Source organism: Streptomyces sp. NPDC046900 (assembly GCF_040644975.1).
Lineage (GTDB): Bacteria > Actinomycetota > Actinomycetes > Streptomycetales > Streptomycetaceae > Streptomyces.
In genome coordinates this window covers 263388-278232 of the sequence record NZ_JBEYXD010000002.1, presented here as the reverse complement: position 1 = coordinate 278232, position 14845 = coordinate 263388, and the positions used below count along the sequence as shown (strand labels likewise).

The window sequence follows — 14845 nt, the reverse complement described above, 5'->3', positions numbered from 1 at the left end:
TGCGAACACGACGGAGCCGCGTCCGCCCGAAGGCCGACGCGGCTCCGCCGTGTGATGCTCTGCCCGAAGGGTCAGACGGTCTCGGGAAGCTCCTCGAGGCCATCGGCGACCAGCTTGGCCAGACGGTCCAGCGCGGCGTCCGCGCCCTCCGCGTCGGAAGCGAGGACGATCTCCTCGCCGCCCTGGGCGCCCAGTCCGAGAACCGCGAGCATGGACGCGGCATTGACCGGGTTGGTGCCCGCCTTGGCGATGGTCACGGGGATACCGGAGGCCGTGGCTGCCCGGACGAAGATGGAGGCGGGGCGGGCGTGGAGGCCCTCGGCCCAGCCGACGTTGACGCGGCGCTCAGCCATGTGATGCTGCCCTTCAGGTGTTCAGGGTTGTCTAGACCAGTGTTCCATAAGTCGAGCGCGCCCAGAAAGAGGGCGGCGGACGGCCCGTGCGCGGTGCGGCCAGGCTCCCTCAGCCTGCCTCGCACCGCTGTCGGACGCGAGCCTTACTCTGGGGCGCATGCAGACCTCGTCGGACCGGCACGAGTACCCCGCCCACTGGGAGGCCGACGTGGTGCTGCGCGACGGCGGCACCGCGCGCATCAGGCCCATCACCGCCGATGACGCCGAGCGCCTCGTCAGCTTCTACGAGCAGGTCTCGGACGAGTCGAAGTACTACCGCTTCTTCGCGCCGTACCCTCGCTTGTCCGCGAAGGACGTCCACCGCTTCACGCACCACGACTTTGTGGACAGGGTGGGACTCGCGGCCACGGTCGGCGGCGAGTTCATCGCAACCGTACGCTACGACCGCATCGGCTCCGACGGCATGGCCGCCTCCGCGCCCGCCGACGAGGCGGAGGTCGCCTTCCTGGTGCAGGACGCACACCAGGGCCGCGGCGTCGCCTCGGCCCTCCTCGAGCACATCGCGGCGGTGGCCAGGGAGCGCGGCATCCGCCGGTTCGCCGCTGAGGTGCTGCCCGCCAACACCAAGATGATCAAGGTGTTCACGGACGCCGGCTACCAGCAGAAGCGCAGCTTCGAGGACGGCGTCGTACGTCTGGAATTCGGCCTGGAACCCACCGACCGGTCGCTCGCCGTGCAGCGTGCGCGGGAGCAGCGGGCGGAGGCGCGGTCCGTGCAGCGGCTGCTCGCGCCCGGCTCGGTCGCCGTGATCGGTGCGGGCCGCACGCCCGGGGGAGTGGGCCGCAGCGTCCTGGACAACCTCAGGAGCGGCGGGTACACGGGCCTGTTGTACGCGGTGAACGGGGCGCTGCCCGAGGGGCAGAAGGAGCTTGCCGGGGTGCCCGCCCACCGCTCGGTCCGCGACATCGCCGAGCCGGTCGACCTCGCGGTGGTCGCCGTGCCGGCCGAACACGTCCCGGAGGTCGTCGCGGAGTGCGGCGAGCACGGGGTCCAGGGCCTCGTGGTCGTGTCCGCGGGATACGCCGAGAGCGGTCCCGATGGGCGCGAGCGGCAGCGGGAGCTGGTGCGGCAGGCGCGGTCGTACGGGATGCGGATCATCGGGCCCAACACCTTCGGGATCATCAACACCTCGCCGCAGGTCCGGCTCAACGCGTCTCTCGCGCCCGAGATGCCGCGCCCCGGGCGCATAGGTCTGTTCGCGCAGTCCGGTGCCATCGGCATCGCCCTGCTGTCGCGCCTGCACCGGCGCGGGGGAGGCGTCACCGGCTCGACCGGCGTCTCGACCTTCGTCTCCTCCGGGAACCGCGCGGACGTCTCGGGCAACGACGTGCTCCAGTACTGGTACGAGGACGCGGACACCGACGTCGCCCTGATGTACCTGGAGACCATCGGCAACCCGCGCAAGTTCAACCGGCTCGCCCGGCGCACGGCGACGGCCAAGCCGCTGGTCGTGGTGCAGGGGGCGCGGCACGGAGGCGCCCCGCAGGGGCACGCCGTACGGGCCACGCGGCTGCCGCACGCCACGGTGTCCGCGCTGCTGCGGCAGGCGGGCGTGATCCGGGTGGACACGATCACGGAGCTGGTGGACGCGGGACTGCTGCTGGCGCGGCAGCCGCTGCCGGCCGGCCCGCGGGTGGCGATCCTCGGGAACTCGGAGTCGCTCGGGCTGCTGACGTACGACGCGTGCCTCACCGAGGGGCTGCGGCCGCTGCCGCCGCTCGACCTCACGACGGAGGCGACCGCAGAGGACTTCCACCGGGCGCTGGCCGCGGCGCTGGCCGACGACACGTGCGACGCCGTCGTGGTCACGGCGATCCCGGCGGTCGGCGAGAGGTCGCCGAGGGACGTCGAGCTGGCCGAGGCGCTGCGGTCGGCGGCGGCCACGGCGCCCGCCAAGCCCGTGCTCGTGGTCCATGTGGAGCTGGGCGGGATCGCGGAGGCCCTGTCGGCGGCGGTCAGCACATCGCCCCAGGCGCAGCGCGGCGACCTCCCGCGTCCGGCGGAACCGCCGCCCACCGCGGTTCAGGCACCGGAGGAAGCCCGTCTCATCCCCGCCTATCCCGCCGCCGAGCGCGCCGTGCGGGCCCTGGCCGAGGCCGTCAACTACGGCCAGTGGCGCCGCGACGCCGCCGATCCCGGCAAGGTGCCCGAGTACGAGGACATCGACGAGAAGGGCGCCGCCGGGCTGATCGACGGGCTGCTCACCCGGGGGCAGGGGCTCACGCTCGGCGGCGACGAGACCTGCGACCTGCTCGCCCGGTACGGCATCCACGTCCGCCGGGCACTGCCCGCGCCCACGCCCGAGGCCGCCGCCGAGGCCGCCCGCGCCCTCGGCTACCCGGTGGCCCTCAAGGCCACCGCCCCGCACCTGCGCCACCGCGCCGACCTCGGCGGTGTACGTCTCGACCTGGCCGACGAAGAGCAACTGCGCCGGTCCTACGCCGAGTTGACCGAGCTGTTCGGTCCGCCGCAGGAGCTGCGGCCGGTCGTCCAGGCGATGGCGCCACGCGGCGTCGACACGGTCGTACAGGCGGTCATCGACCCGGCGGCCGGACCGGTGCTGTCGTTCGGGCTCGCCGGGGCCGCCTCACAGCTCCTCGGCGACACCGCGCACCGATTGATTCCGGTCACCGACCGGGACGCCACCTCCCTGGTCCGGTCGATCCGCACGGCACCGCTGCTGTTCGGCTGGCGCGGTTCGGCCCCGGTGGACACCCCGGCCCTCGAGGAGCTGCTGCTGCGCGTGTCGCGGCTGGTCGACGACCATCCGGAGGTGGTCGCCGTCACTCTGGAGCCCGTCGTCGTCGCGCCGCACGGCCTGAGCGTGCTCGGCGCCACAGTGCGGCTCGCGCCCCCTCCCGCCCGCGACGATCTCGGCCCGAGGACACTTCCGGTGTACTGAGCGGCGACGAGCGGTGCCTCGCAGTCAGTGCACCCCCGTAGGATGGACGTCATGGCCAAGACCAGTACGACGACCCAGGGGCTGCGCACGGCGATCGAGCGCAGCGGCTATTACCCGGCTCTCGTGGCCGAGGCGGTGGAAGCCGCCGTGGGCGGCGATCCGATCCGGTCGTACCTGGTCCATCAGGAGACCACGTTCGACGCGAACGAGGTGCGCCGCCATGTGACCGTGCTGGTCCTCACGGGCACCCGCTTCATCGTCAGCCACACCGACGAGCAGGCCGCGGACGACACCTCCCCGACGCCGTACGCGACGACCTCCACGGAGTCGGTGAAGCTCGGCCGGATCTCTTCGGTCGTCGTCAGCCGCGTCGTCGCCAACCCGGAGGCGTACACGCCGGGCACGCTGCCCCGCGAGGTCGTCCTGACCATCGGCTGGGGCGCCGTCTCCCGTATCGACCTGGAGCCCGCCGCCTGTGGCGACCCCAACTGCGAGGCGGACCACGGCTACACGGGCAGTTCGACGGCGGACGACCTCAGCCTGCGCGTCAGCGAGGCCGGGGACGGCCCGGAGACGGTGCGCCAGGCGCTCGCCTTCGCACAGTCCCTCTCCGAGGCGACCGCGGACCTGACCCACTGATGGCGCTGACCACCTGGGACGACCACCCGGAGCCGCTCGCCGCCGGTTCGGCGCCGGTCCCCGAGTACGGCACCGGCTCACTGGCCGACCTCCTGCCCACCCTGGCCGCGGGCATGGGGGTGCCGGGCCACAGCGCCGCCATACCGGAGCTGACCGCCGCCGACCGCAACTGCGTGTTCCTCGTCGACGGGCTCGGCTGGGAACAGCTGAAGGCGCACCCCGAGGACGCGCCCTTTCTGACCTCGCTGCTCGGCTCCTCGCGCGGCGGCACCGGCCGACCCCTGACGGCCGGATATCCGGCGACCACCGCGACCTCGCTCGCCTCCGTCGGCACCGGACTGCCCCCCGGCGTGCACGGCCTGCCCGGGTACACGGTCCGCAATCCCGACACCGGTGAGCTGATGAACCAGCTCCGCTGGCAGCCCTGGACCGAGCCGCGCGCCTGGCAGCCCTACCCGACGGTCTTCCAGCTCGCCGACGCGGCCGGAGTCCACACGGCGCAGGTCTCCTCCCCGACCTTCCAGAACACCCCGCTGACCAAGGTCGCCCTCAGTGGCGGAACGTTCCTCGGGCGGCTGACCGGCGAGGACCGTATGGACCTGGCGGCCGAGCAACTCGCCGCCGGCGACCGGGCTCTGGTCTACACGTACTACGCCGAACTCGACGGCGCGGGCCACCGTTTCGGTGTCGACTCCGATACCTGGCGCGGCCAGCTCATGTGCGTCGACCGGCTCGTCCAGCGGCTGGCCGAACAGCTGCCGCCGCGCTCCGCCCTGTATGTCACCGCCGACCACGGCATGATCGACATCCCGTTCGACGAGCAGCACCGCATCGACTTCGACGAGGACTGGGAGCTGCGCGCCGGGGTCGCCCTGCTGGGCGGAGAGGGCCGCGCCCGCCATGTCTACGCCGTGCCGGGCGCCGAGGACGATGTCCTGACCTGCTGGCGCGAGGTGCTCGGCGAGCAGTTCTGGGTGGCCTCGCGGGACGAGGCGATCGCCGCGGGCTGGTTCGGCCCGCACGTCGAGGAGCGCGTGTACCGGCGCATCGGCGACGTGGTCGCGGCGGCCCGCGACGATGTGCTCATCATCGCCTCCGAACGCGAGCCGAAGGAGTCGGCGATGGTCGGCAACCACGGCTCGATGACGCCCGTCGAACAGCTCGTGCCCCTGCTGGAAGTCCGTACCTGAGCGCCGTGTGTCCCCTCGCCCAGTAGGCTGCTGAAGATCCGCACGCCCCGAATTCCTGCCCGAAAGGTCCTCAACTCCCCATGCCCGAGCTGGTGTTCTTCTCCGGAACGATGGACTGTGGGAAGTCGACGCTGGCTCTCCAGATCGAGCACAACCGCTCCGCGCGGGGACTGCAGGGCATGATCTTCACGCGCGACGACCGGGCCGGCGAGGGCAAGCTCTCCTCACGGCTCGGCCTGGTGACGGACGCGGTGGAGGTGGCGGACGGGCAGGACCTGTACGGGTACGTAGTCGACCATCTCTCGCAGGGCGGGCGTGCGGACTACGTGATCGCCGACGAGGCGCAGTTCCTGGTGCCGGAACAGATCGACCAGCTGGCTCGTGTGGTCGACGACCTCGGGCTCGACGTCTACGCATTCGGTATCACCACCGACTTCCGCACCAGGCTCTTCCCGGGATCGCAGCGCCTGGTCGAGCTCGCCGACCGGGTCGAGGTCCTCCAGGTGGAGGCCCTGTGCTGGTGCGGCGCCCGCGCCACGCACAACGCCCGTACGGTCGGCGGGGCGATGGTGGTCGAGGGTGCCCAGGTGGTCGTGGGGGACGTCAACCAGTCCGCCGACGAGATCGGCTACGAGGTCCTGTGCCGTCGCCACCACCGGCGCCGGATGACGGCGGCGACCGCCCGCGCGGCGGCCCTGTCCCCGGACGTCCTCCCCGTGTCGTCCACCTGACGTCCAGGACTCACCCGAAAGAACAGCCGTTTCACCCGAAAGGCCGGGCCAGTTCACCCGAAAGGTCAGCCCAGCGGGCTGACCACCGAAAACGTCGCGCCCTCCGGGTCGGCGACCGTGATCATGTGACCCAGGGCCGTGTTGCACATGGCGCGCACGATGTGGCCGCCCAGCTCGGTGACCCGTTCGGCCGCCCGGTCGGCGTCCACGACCTGGAAGTACGTCATCCAGTGCGCGCCCCGGTCGCGGGGCAGTGCCTGCCCGACACCGTGGATGCCGGCGACCGGACGGCCCTCGATGTGGAGGGTGATGTAGTCGAAGTCGGGGGAGACGACCGGCTCCTCGGCGTAGCCGAAGACGGTCCGGTAGAACGGGGCGACACTCGCCGTGTCGTAGGTGAGGAGCTCGTTCCAGACCGGGGTGCCGGGTACTCCGGTCAGGCCCGTGCCGAGGTGGTCGGCAGCCTGCCAGATGCCGAACACCGCGCCCATCGGGTCGCAGGCTATGGCCAGCCGTCCGGCCTCGGCCGCGTCCAGGGGGCCCACGCCCACGGTTCCGCCGCAGCTGCGTACCTGCTCGGCGGTCACGTCGACGTCGTCCGAGCCGAGGTACGGCGTCCAGGCGATGGTCAGATGGCGGTCCAGCGGCAGCTGGCCGATGCCCGCCACCTCGTAGCCGTTCAGCACGGCCCGCACATATGGTCCGAGCGGCTGTGGTCCGGGCCGGAACTCCCAGCCGAACAGCGCCCCGTAGAACTCCTGGGTCGCGGCCATCCCGTGCACCATCAGACTCACCCAGCACGGCGTACCGGGTGCGTGCCTCTCATGCGTCGTGCCGGTCAGGCCCGCCGACCCCCGTGCCTCGGTCATCGTCACTCTCTCCTCGGCCCCTCATGGCGGCCGCTCAGCTTCCGCCCGCGTGCCCGTGCGCCGCGCGCGCAGGGGCACGCCTCGTGTCGATGCTCGCACCACCGGTCGCGTCCTACGGTCCGGCCGCGCCGTGGCGAGGCGCCCGGCGGCCCGAGGTGCCCCTGCCCGATGCGCGATGTCCCGTCCCGTTTCCCGGCCGATGCGGCGTGCCGGCCGTGAGCATCGGCTGTACAGCATGTACCCAACCCCGTACACGCGGTGACCGGACCTGTCCGGCGGAGCAGAGTAGCCGGACCTGAGCGACTCGGCCACCCCGTGCGCGAGGATGGGGGCCATGAAGGCCATCATCTCCGCATCCGAACTCGCGAGCGACTTGGCGGGGCCGCAGCCGCCGACGCTGCTGGACATCCGCTGGCAGTTGACCGCCGCGGCGGCGTCCGGCGCTCCTGCTTTCGACGGCCGCGCCGCCCACGCCGCCGGTCACATTCCGGGCGCCGTCTTCGTGGACCTGGACGCCGATCTCGCGGATCCGCCCGGCCCCGCCGGGCGGCATCCGCTGCCCGGCACGGAGCGTTTCGGCGCTGCCATGCGGGCCGCCGGCGTCTCCTCGGAGCGGCCGGTCGTCGTGTACGACGGCGGCCAGGGCTGGGCCGCCGCACGTGCGTGGTGGATGCTGCGCTGGACCGGGCACCCGGACGTCCGGGTGCTCGACGGTGGACTCCCCGCATGGCAGGGACCGCTCGCCACGGGGGCCGAGGAGCCGGCGCCCGGTGACTTCCGGCCCCTGCCGGGGGCCCTGCCGCTCCTGGACGCCGACGGTGCCGCGGCACTCGCCCGGACCGGGGTGCTCCTCGATGCGCGGGCCGGTGAGCGCTACCGGGGCGAGGTGGAACCGATCGACCCCGTGGGCGGCCACATTCCGGGTGCGGTGTCGGCGCCGACGTCCGAGAACGTCGATGAGGACGGCCTGTTCCGGCCGGCCGTAGAGCTCGTCGGCCGTTTCAAGTCGCTGGGTGCCAGGGAGGGCACCGAGGTCGGCGTGTACTGCGGTTCGGGTGTCTCCGCGGCCCACGAGGTGCTGGCGCTGGCGGTCGCCGGGATCACGGCCGCGCTGTACGTGGGGTCGTGGTCGGAGTGGTCCGGCAACACCGGCCGCCCCGTCGCGGTCGGTCCCGACCCGCAGTGAACGCGAGGGCGGGGTCCACGCGACCGCGTGGACCCCGCCCCCGGACGTCGGGTCAGTCCTGCTTCTTGCGCCGGGTGCCGAAGACGATCTCGTCCCAGCTGGGTACCGCCGCTCTGCGACCCGGCCGGACGCCGTCCGCCTCGGCCTGGCGGTCCGTCGCACCGATCAGACGGTCATGGTGGCTGCCGACGCTGCGCGGCATCAGGACGTCCGCGTAGGCGGAGCCGGCCGAGGCCGCGGGCGCCGCCGGCTCCTCCGCCGCGGGCTCCTGGACGGGCTCCTCCTGCGGCTCGGCGGGCCGCTCCGGCACCACCAGGTCGCCGCGGAAGCTGGGCACCGCCTCCAGAAGACTGGTGAGCGAGTCCCGCTCACCGGTGCTCTCCTCCGGCGGTTCGGACGACTGCGCCGGCAGGACGGGTCGCTCCGCCTGGCGCTCCAGGGCGCGGTCCATCCTGCCGTCACGCGGCAGCCGGGCGATCCGCGGCTTGAAGGGGTAACTCGGCTCGGCTGCCGAGAAGTCGTCGGACTCGCCGATCAGCGACCGCGCCTCGTCGTCGACCGCCTGGACGAGCCGCCGGGGCGGGTCGTACGTCCAGCTCGCCGAGTGCGTCTCACCCGCGACCCGGTAGACGAGCAGCACCTCCCAGGTGCCGTCGTCGCGGCGCCAGGAATCCCACTGGACGGTGTCCTTCTCGGCGCCCCGCAGCAGCAACCGCTCCTGGACGGCCTCGCCGAGCTGGGGACCGGCGTTCTCGCCGGGCCGGCGCACGGGTGTCTTGCGGGCCCGCTCGGCCATGAAGGCGCGCTCAGCCAGCACAGGGCCCTCGAAGCGCCGTACGCGGTCGACGGGGATCCCGGCGAGCTGCGCCACCTCTTCGGCGGTCGCACCGGCGCGTATACGGGCCTGGATGTCGCGGGGGCGGAGATGGCTCTCCACCTCGATCTCGATCTGGCCGAGGCGGGGACGGTCGCCGCGCACGGCGGCGCGGAGCCGTTCGTCGATCGGAAGCGTGTACTCCGTGCTGTCCGCAGCCTTCAGCACCAGCCGTGTGCCGTCATTGGAGACGGCCACGACACGCAGTTCGGGCATGGGGACCTCCCGGGTGGTGCCTGCCGACGTCACGTGCGTCGCTGCTTCCGCTAGTCGAGTGTGGCCTGCCCGGGTGCAGCCTGCCACAACCTTGCCGAGTTGCCCGGCGTGTCGGGCATGGGCCCTGGGTCGCCGTTATGGCACGGTTACCTATTCGCAACGCTAAGTGACGATACCCGTCACCCTGTGCAACCAGCCCCCCTCCCGGCGGTCCAGCAAGGCCCCGGACGCCCTGGCGGGAGACCGGACCCAGGGCTCGCAACAGTACTCCATTCGGGCCACCTGAGTAGATCGGCACGCCGCCCGACTTCTGGCAAGGGGTGTGACTCGGCTGCCGACTGCAGCGTTTCGCGGCCGTCAAACGTGGCGCACCTCACCCGACGCGCAGCACCGCAATCACCCTGCGACGGAAAGGCGACCGAATCTGAGGGGCTGTCAAATGCCTTCCCTAGGCGCCGAATACGCGGCGCAGATAGTCGTTTCCGAAGCGCCGGTCGGGGTCGAGACGGTCCCGCAGAGCGGTGAATTCGCCGAAGCGCGGGTAGACCTCGGCGAGGTACTCCGCGTTCCGGGTGTGCACCTTGCCCCAGTGCGGGCGTCCCTCGTGGGCCGTGAAGATGCGCTCGGCGGCGGTGAAGTATGCCTGATAGGGCGTACCGCGGAACATGTGTACAGCGATGTATGCGGTGTCCCGCCCGGACGCCGTGGACAGGGCGATGTCGTCGGCCGGGGCGGTTCGCACCTCGACGGGGAAGCTGACGCGCAGGGGCGAGCGGTCGACCATCGCCTTGAGTTCGCGCAGCGTCTCCGTCAACGCCTCGCGCGGGACGGCGTACTCCATCTCCACGAACCGCACCCGGCGCGGCGATGTGAAGACCCTGTAGGGGATGTCGGTGTAAGTGCGGGCCGACAGGGCGCGGCTGGAGATCCGGGCGATCGCCGGGATGGTGGCGGGCGCGGCGCGGCCGACCCAATTGGCCACCTGGAAGACCCCATTGGAAAGGAATTCGTCCTCGAACCAGCCGCTCAGCTGTCCGATGGGCTTCTCGGGGCCGAGGCTGCGGTTGTTGCGCTTCGTGTTGGTGTTCCCGGTGTGCGGGAACCAGTAGAACTCGAAGTGCTCGTTCTCGGCCCACAGTTCGTCGAAGTCGGCGAGCACCTTCTCCAGGGGCATCGGCTCCTCGCGCGCCGTCAGCAGGAAGATCGGCTCGACCGCGAAAGTGATCGCGGTGATGATCCCCAGGGCGCCGATCCCGATGCGCGCCGCCGCGAAGACGTCCGGGTTCTCCTTCTCGGAGCAGCTCAGCACCGAGCCGTCGGCCGTCACCAGTTCCAGTCCCCTGATCTGGGCGGCGATCGACCCCGAGTCGCGGCCGGTGCCATGAGTGCCGGTGCTGGTGGCGCCGGAGACCGTCTGTTCCATGATGTCGCCCATGTTGGTGAGCGACAGCCCCTCGCGTGCGAGCGCGGCGTTGAGTCTCTTCAGCGGGGTGCCCGCCTCGACGGTGACGGTCCCGGCCTCGCGGTCGATCCCGCGTATGCCGGTCAGCAGTTGAGGGCGTATCAGTACGCCGTCGGTCGCGGCGGCGGCGGTGAAGGAGTGCCCGGTGCCGACGGCCTTCACTGTCAGCCCGTCCTCGGTCGCCCGTCGTACGGCGGCGGAGAGTTCCTCCACCGACGCGGGGGTGACCTCCCGTCGGGGCCGGGCGGTGACGTTCCCCGCCCAGTTACGCCACGTGCCGCTCTTCCCGCTCACTGTGGTGCTCATGGGGCCCTCCCCGCTGCGGAACCGGCCTGCCCAGCCGGCGATACCCGAGGAAACCGACCGCGACCGCGACGGCCCCGGACACCGCCGGAACCCCGTACCCGGACCTCGCGCCGGCCGCGTCGATCACCCAGCCGGCCAAGGAGGAGCCGATCGCGACCCCGACCGCGAGCCCGGTGGATATCCAGGTCATTCCCTCGGTCAGATGCGCGCGTGGTACGTGCCGCTCGATGAGGGCCATCGTCGTGATCATCGTGGGTGCGATGGACAGGCCCGCAACGAACAGCGCCACGGCCAGAAACAGCAAGTTTCCGACCAGTAGGAGGGGGATCATACTCACGGCCATGGCACATATGCCCAGCAGCCATCTGCGTTCCGGCGCCCCGGTGAAGCGGAGCAGGCCGAAGACGAGGCCGGCGACGCAGGAACCCGCCGCGTACAGCGCCAGGACGACGCTCGCCGCGGCCTTGTGGCCCTGCTCGTCGGCGAAGGCGACGGTCACCACGTCGACCGCGCCGAAGATGGTGCCGGTGGCCACGAACGTGGCGACGAGCACCCGCAGTCCCGGTGAGCGCAGCGCGGTGCCGCCGGTGTGGTGCTCTCGCGGGTGCGGCTCGGGCTCGGTGGCGCGCTGTGCGGTCAGCCAGAAGACGCCCGCCGCGAGGAAGCACGCGGCGAGCAGCGGCCCGGCCTCCGGGAACCAACTCGTGGACAGGCCGATGGAGATGATCGGTCCGAAGATGAAGCAGACCTCGTCCACCACCGACTCGAACGAGTAGGCGGTGTGCAGCTGCGGAGTGCCCCGGTACAGGGCCGCCCAGCGGGCCCTGATCATGGCGCCGAGGCTCGGCACGGCGCCGATGCCCGCGGCGCACACGAACAGCACCCAGTCCGGCCCGTTCAGATACGCGGTGAGGAGCAGCCCGGTGGCCGCGGTCAGGGCGCAGAGCGTCGCGGGGCGCAGTATCCGGCGCTGCCCGTACCGGTCCACCAGACGCGAGACCTGCGGTCCGACCGCGGCGGCGGAGAGCGCGATGGTGGCGGAGAGCGCCCCCGCGAGCCCGTAGCGCCCGGTGAGCTGGGAGATCATCGTCACCACGCCGATGCCCATCATCGACAGAGGCATCCGGCCGAGGAAGCCGGCGGTGGAGAAACCCTTGGAACCGGGAGCGGCGAACAAGGCGCGATAGGGGCTGGGCACGGGGTCTCCGATGGTAAGGCATGAAAAGCGATCATGCACCTTACGAGATAGGCAACCCTAACGTATGCGCAGCTCACCGTCCGCACCAGTGTGCGGACGGTACCGGTGGTCCGCCTCAGTAGACCCGGTTCCGGTACCGGCGGACCACGGTGCACCGAACGCCCGGTCGATCATCCGTGAACGGCTGCCCGGCACGGGCGGGTGGCAGGAGCGTTGCCGGAGGCGGGTGGCAGGATCGTAGACATGCCCGACGCACTAGACGCCAGACCGTACGACGCCCTGCTGCTCCTCTCGTTCGGAGGCCCGGAGGGCCCGGACGACGTGGTCCCGTTCCTGGAGAACGTGACGCGAGGCCGGGGTATCCCCAAGGAGCGCCTGAAGGAGGTGGGGCAGCACTACTTCCTCTTCGGCGGGGTCAGCCCCATCAACAGCCACAACCGCGCCCTTCTCGACGCGATCCGCAAGGACTTCGCCGACCACGGCCTGGACCTGCCCGTCTACTGGGGCAACCGCAACTGGGCGCCCTACGTGACCGACACCCTGCACGACATGGTCGCCGACGGCCACCGCCGCATTCTGGTCCTGGCCACGAGCGCGTACGCGTCCTACTCCGGCTGCCGCCAGTACCGCGAGGACCTCGCGGGGGCGCTGGCCGCCCTGGAGGGCGAGGGCCTCGAGCTGCCGCGGATCGACAAACTGCGGCACTACTTCAACCACCCCGGCTTCGTGGAGCCCATGATCGAGGGCGTCCTGAAGTCCCTGGCCGACCTCCCCGAGGACGTCCGGGACGGCGCCCACATCGCCTTCAGCACCCACTCCATCCCCACGTCGGCGGCTGATACCTCCGGCCCGGCCGAGGAGCACGGGGACGGCGGGGCCTATGTGAGGCAGCACCTGGACGTGGCCCGGCTGATCGCCGAGGCCGTGCGTGAGCGGACCGGCGTCGACCACCCCTGGCAGCTCGTCTACCAGTCGCGCTCGGGCGCCCCGCAGATCCCCTGGCTGGAGCCGGACATCTGCGACCACCTGGAGGTGCTGCACGGCGCAGGGGTCCCGGCGGTCGTGATGGCGCCCATCGGGTTCGTGTCGGACCACATGGAGGTGCTGTACGACCTGGACACCGAGGCCACGGCCAAGGCGCAGGAGCTGGGGCTGCCGGTGCGCCGCTCGGCCACCGGGGGCGCCGACCCGAGGTTCGCCGCCGCCGTCCGCGACCTGATCGTCGAGCGCGCCACGGCCGAGCGGGGGCAGCAGGCCACCCCGTGCGCCCTCGGCGCCCTGGGCCCGAGCCACAACGTCTGTCCGGTGGGCTGCTGCCCGGCCCGTGCCCCCAGGCCCGCCGCCGCGGGCGCCGACAGCCCCTACGCGTGAGGAACACCGTGACCGAGCAGTCCGAGCCGTCGCAGCGGCTGAAGGCCGAACTCCTGGAGATCGCGCTGGACGCCGCGACCCGCGCGGGCGCCTTCCTGCGCGACGGGCGCCCCGAGGACCTCGGGGTGGCCGCCACCAAGTCCAGTGCCATCGACGTCGTCACCGAGATGGACATCGCCGCCGAGAAGCTCATCACCGGGCTCCTGTCCGACCGTCGGCCGGACGACGGCCTGCTCGGCGAGGAGGGGGCCAGCGTCGAGGGCAGCAGCGGTGTCGAGTGGGTGATCGACCCGATCGACGGAACGGTCAACTACCTCTACGGGCTGCCGAGCTGGTCGATCTCCATCGCCGCCCGCAAGGACGGGGAGACGCTGGTGGGAGTGGTCCACGCCCCCATGCGCGAGGAGATCTTCCGGGCCGTCCAGGGCGAGGGTGCGTTCGTGAACGACCGCCCCGCGCGGGTGCGTCCAGCGGCCGAGCTCGGCCTGGCCCTGGTGAGCACCGGTTTCGGCTATCTCGCCGAGCGCAAGGCCCAGCAGGCCGAGGTGGCCCGTCGGCTGATCCCCGAGGTGCGGGACATCCGGCGGGGCGGCTCGGCCGCGATCGACCTGTGCGATGTGGCGGCGGGCCGCCTGGACGCGTACTACGAGCGGGGGCTGAACCCCTGGGACTACGCGGCCGGCGACCTGATCGCGCGCGAGGCGGGCGCGCTGACCGGCGGCCGCCCCGGGGAGCCGATCTCCCCGGCCTTGACGATCGCCGCCCCACCGGGTCTCTTCGAGCGGCTCCAGGCCCGGCTGGACGAGCTGGGAGCGTGGCACGACTGAGGTGCCCACCCGGCCCGTGCGGGACCCCAGGACCCTGGCCTGAGGCTCGTGGGCGGGTCCCCGGGCCGGATCGACGGGCGTGCGCCGGCCGGGGGAGCGCGCTCGACGGACCGCCCGGTGGTCCGTGCGTGGCTTCGGCAGGATCACCCACTCGGCCGCCCACCCGACCGGGCTCCGGCGATCCCGCCTCCGGGGCAGTGCCGGGCCCGGGCCTTCGCTCCCCCAGCCCAGGCACGCGAAGCGGGCCCGGCCTGGATCTGCCGGGGCCCGCTTGGTGCGAGCTGATCAGACGCGCGTCGCGCCGACTTCCACACCGTGCTCGGCGGCAAGGCGAATCAGGTCGTCGAGCTCCGACTGCTCGACCTCCGCGAGGAAGTCGTCGCCGGTTTCGCGCGCCCGCGTCAGGTCGGACTCGGTCGCCCGTATGCGCTGCAGAAGTCCTGCGGTGAATGCGTCCATGCTGCGCCCCCTCGTCCTGGGTCGTGGGTCGATGGCACGGGGGTGTGCCGTTGGGAAGGTCGATCACGTCTCCACTGGGTGCCCAGCGCAGCCCTGGCTGGGCGGCGACGGTGCCGGACACCCACGCCCGCCCTGCGGGAAGCGGTGAGCAGCCGACCACATCGTGGTGTGCCACATGCAGAGCGTGATCGCGGGGTGTAAA

Annotated in this window: 13 protein-coding genes; 7 read left to right on the top strand and 6 right to left on the bottom strand. The window is 72.1% G+C overall.

Features of this window, described 5'->3' with window-relative positions:
- Positions 1-71: 71 nt before the first annotated feature.
- Positions 72-353: an HPr family phosphocarrier protein gene (locus tag ABZ904_RS03400; RefSeq protein WP_360989696.1), complete on the bottom strand. Its 282-nt coding sequence runs from the start codon at positions 351-353 to the stop codon at positions 72-74.
- Between the two features lie 157 nt (positions 354-510).
- Between ABZ904_RS03400 and ABZ904_RS03395 the strand changes: the two genes are divergently transcribed.
- The 4 genes from ABZ904_RS03395 (at position 511) to ABZ904_RS03380 (ending at position 5875) form a co-directional block, all read left to right on the top strand.
- The gene (locus tag ABZ904_RS03395; RefSeq protein ID WP_360989699.1) at positions 511-3315 is read left to right on the top strand and encodes a GNAT family N-acetyltransferase; all 2805 of its coding nucleotides are present in this window, start codon (positions 511-513) and stop codon (positions 3313-3315) included.
- Positions 3316-3366: 51 nt separating this feature from the next.
- Positions 3367-3954 carry a DUF5998 family protein gene (locus ABZ904_RS03390; RefSeq protein ID WP_359394579.1) on the top strand — a complete coding sequence of 196 codons (588 nt, stop codon included), beginning with the start codon at positions 3367-3369 and terminating at the stop codon, positions 3952-3954.
- Positions 3954-5144, top strand: a complete 1191-nt coding sequence (locus tag ABZ904_RS03385; protein ID WP_360989703.1) for a nucleotide pyrophosphatase/phosphodiesterase family protein — start codon at positions 3954-3956, stop codon at positions 5142-5144. Before ABZ904_RS03390 ends, ABZ904_RS03385 begins: the two co-directional genes overlap by 1 nt.
- An 80-nt stretch (positions 5145-5224) precedes the next feature.
- Entirely contained in the window at positions 5225-5875 is a 651-nt protein-coding gene (locus ABZ904_RS03380) for a thymidine kinase (RefSeq protein WP_359394585.1), read from the top strand.
- 65 nt (positions 5876-5940) lie between these two features.
- On the opposite strand, the gene ABZ904_RS03375 is transcribed toward ABZ904_RS03380, so the two are convergent.
- Positions 5941-6744: a VOC family protein gene (locus tag ABZ904_RS03375; RefSeq protein ID WP_359394588.1), complete on the bottom strand. Its 804-nt coding sequence runs from the start codon at positions 6742-6744 to the stop codon at positions 5941-5943.
- Between the two features lie 334 nt (positions 6745-7078).
- On the opposite strand from ABZ904_RS03375, the gene ABZ904_RS03370 reads away from it, so the two are divergent.
- Positions 7079-7930 (top strand): sulfurtransferase, encoded by an 852-nt coding sequence (locus ABZ904_RS03370; protein ID WP_359394590.1) that lies wholly within the window; start codon positions 7079-7081, stop codon positions 7928-7930.
- 52 nt (positions 7931-7982) lie between these two features.
- Here ABZ904_RS03370 and sepH read toward each other — a convergent pair whose 3' ends face one another.
- The 3 genes from sepH to ABZ904_RS03355 all read right to left on the bottom strand — a co-directional run bounded on the left by sepH (position 7983) and on the right by ABZ904_RS03355 (position 11986).
- Entirely contained in the window at positions 7983-9020 is a 1038-nt protein-coding gene (gene sepH, locus ABZ904_RS03365; RefSeq protein ID WP_360989708.1) for a septation protein SepH, read from the bottom strand.
- A 448-nt stretch (positions 9021-9468) separates the two neighbouring features.
- Positions 9469-10788: a D-arabinono-1,4-lactone oxidase gene (locus tag ABZ904_RS03360; RefSeq protein ID WP_359394594.1), complete on the bottom strand. Its 1320-nt coding sequence runs from the start codon at positions 10786-10788 to the stop codon at positions 9469-9471.
- On the bottom strand, positions 10748-11986 hold the full coding sequence (locus ABZ904_RS03355; protein WP_359394596.1) for an MFS transporter: 1239 nt from the start codon (positions 11984-11986) through the stop codon (positions 10748-10750). Before ABZ904_RS03355 ends, ABZ904_RS03360 begins: the two co-directional genes overlap by 41 nt.
- Positions 11987-12229: 243 nt before the next feature.
- Here ABZ904_RS03355 and ABZ904_RS03350 point away from each other — a divergent pair, with 243 nt between their 5' ends.
- Together ABZ904_RS03350 and ABZ904_RS03345 are read left to right on the top strand one after the other, a co-directional pair.
- Positions 12230-13357 (top strand): ferrochelatase, encoded by a 1128-nt coding sequence (locus ABZ904_RS03350; RefSeq protein WP_361820857.1) that lies wholly within the window; start codon positions 12230-12232, stop codon positions 13355-13357.
- A gap of 8 nt (positions 13358-13365) precedes the next feature.
- A complete protein-coding gene (locus ABZ904_RS03345; protein WP_359394601.1) occupies positions 13366-14184 on the top strand; it encodes an inositol monophosphatase family protein in 819 nt (272 codons plus the stop codon).
- A gap of 285 nt (positions 14185-14469) precedes the next feature.
- Here the strand turns inward: ABZ904_RS03345 and ABZ904_RS03340 are convergent, their stop codons facing one another.
- Entirely contained in the window at positions 14470-14643 is a 174-nt protein-coding gene (locus ABZ904_RS03340) for a hypothetical protein (RefSeq protein ID WP_359394603.1), read from the bottom strand.
- Between the last annotated feature and the right edge of the window lie 202 nt (positions 14644-14845).

What these genes read in the sequence shown, in the direction of transcription:
- ABZ904_RS03370 (WP_359394590.1), top strand. Translation starts at nt 7,079, where the DNA reads ATGAAGGCCATCATCTCCGCATCCGAACTCGCGAGCGACTTGGCGGGG.
- ABZ904_RS03385 (WP_360989703.1), top strand. Translation starts at nt 3,954, where the DNA reads ATGGCGCTGACCACCTGGGACGACCACCCGGAGCCGCTCGCCGCCGGT.
- ABZ904_RS03380 (WP_359394585.1), top strand. Translation starts at nt 5,225, where the DNA reads ATGCCCGAGCTGGTGTTCTTCTCCGGAACGATGGACTGTGGGAAGTCG.
- ABZ904_RS03375 (WP_359394588.1), bottom strand. Translation starts at nt 6,744, where the DNA reads ATGACCGAGGCACGGGGGTCGGCGGGCCTGACCGGCACGACGCATGAG.
- sepH (WP_360989708.1), bottom strand. Translation starts at nt 9,020, where the DNA reads ATGCCCGAACTGCGTGTCGTGGCCGTCTCCAATGACGGCACACGGCTG.
- ABZ904_RS03395 (WP_360989699.1), top strand. Translation starts at nt 511, where the DNA reads ATGCAGACCTCGTCGGACCGGCACGAGTACCCCGCCCACTGGGAGGCC.
- ABZ904_RS03360 (WP_359394594.1), bottom strand. Translation starts at nt 10,788, where the DNA reads ATGAGCACCACAGTGAGCGGGAAGAGCGGCACGTGGCGTAACTGGGCG.
- ABZ904_RS03350 (WP_361820857.1), top strand. Translation starts at nt 12,230, where the DNA reads ATGCCCGACGCACTAGACGCCAGACCGTACGACGCCCTGCTGCTCCTC.
- ABZ904_RS03400 (WP_360989696.1), bottom strand. Translation starts at nt 353, where the DNA reads ATGGCTGAGCGCCGCGTCAACGTCGGCTGGGCCGAGGGCCTCCACGCC.
- ABZ904_RS03390 (WP_359394579.1), top strand. Translation starts at nt 3,367, where the DNA reads ATGGCCAAGACCAGTACGACGACCCAGGGGCTGCGCACGGCGATCGAG.
- ABZ904_RS03340 (WP_359394603.1), bottom strand. Translation starts at nt 14,643, where the DNA reads ATGGACGCATTCACCGCAGGACTTCTGCAGCGCATACGGGCGACCGAG.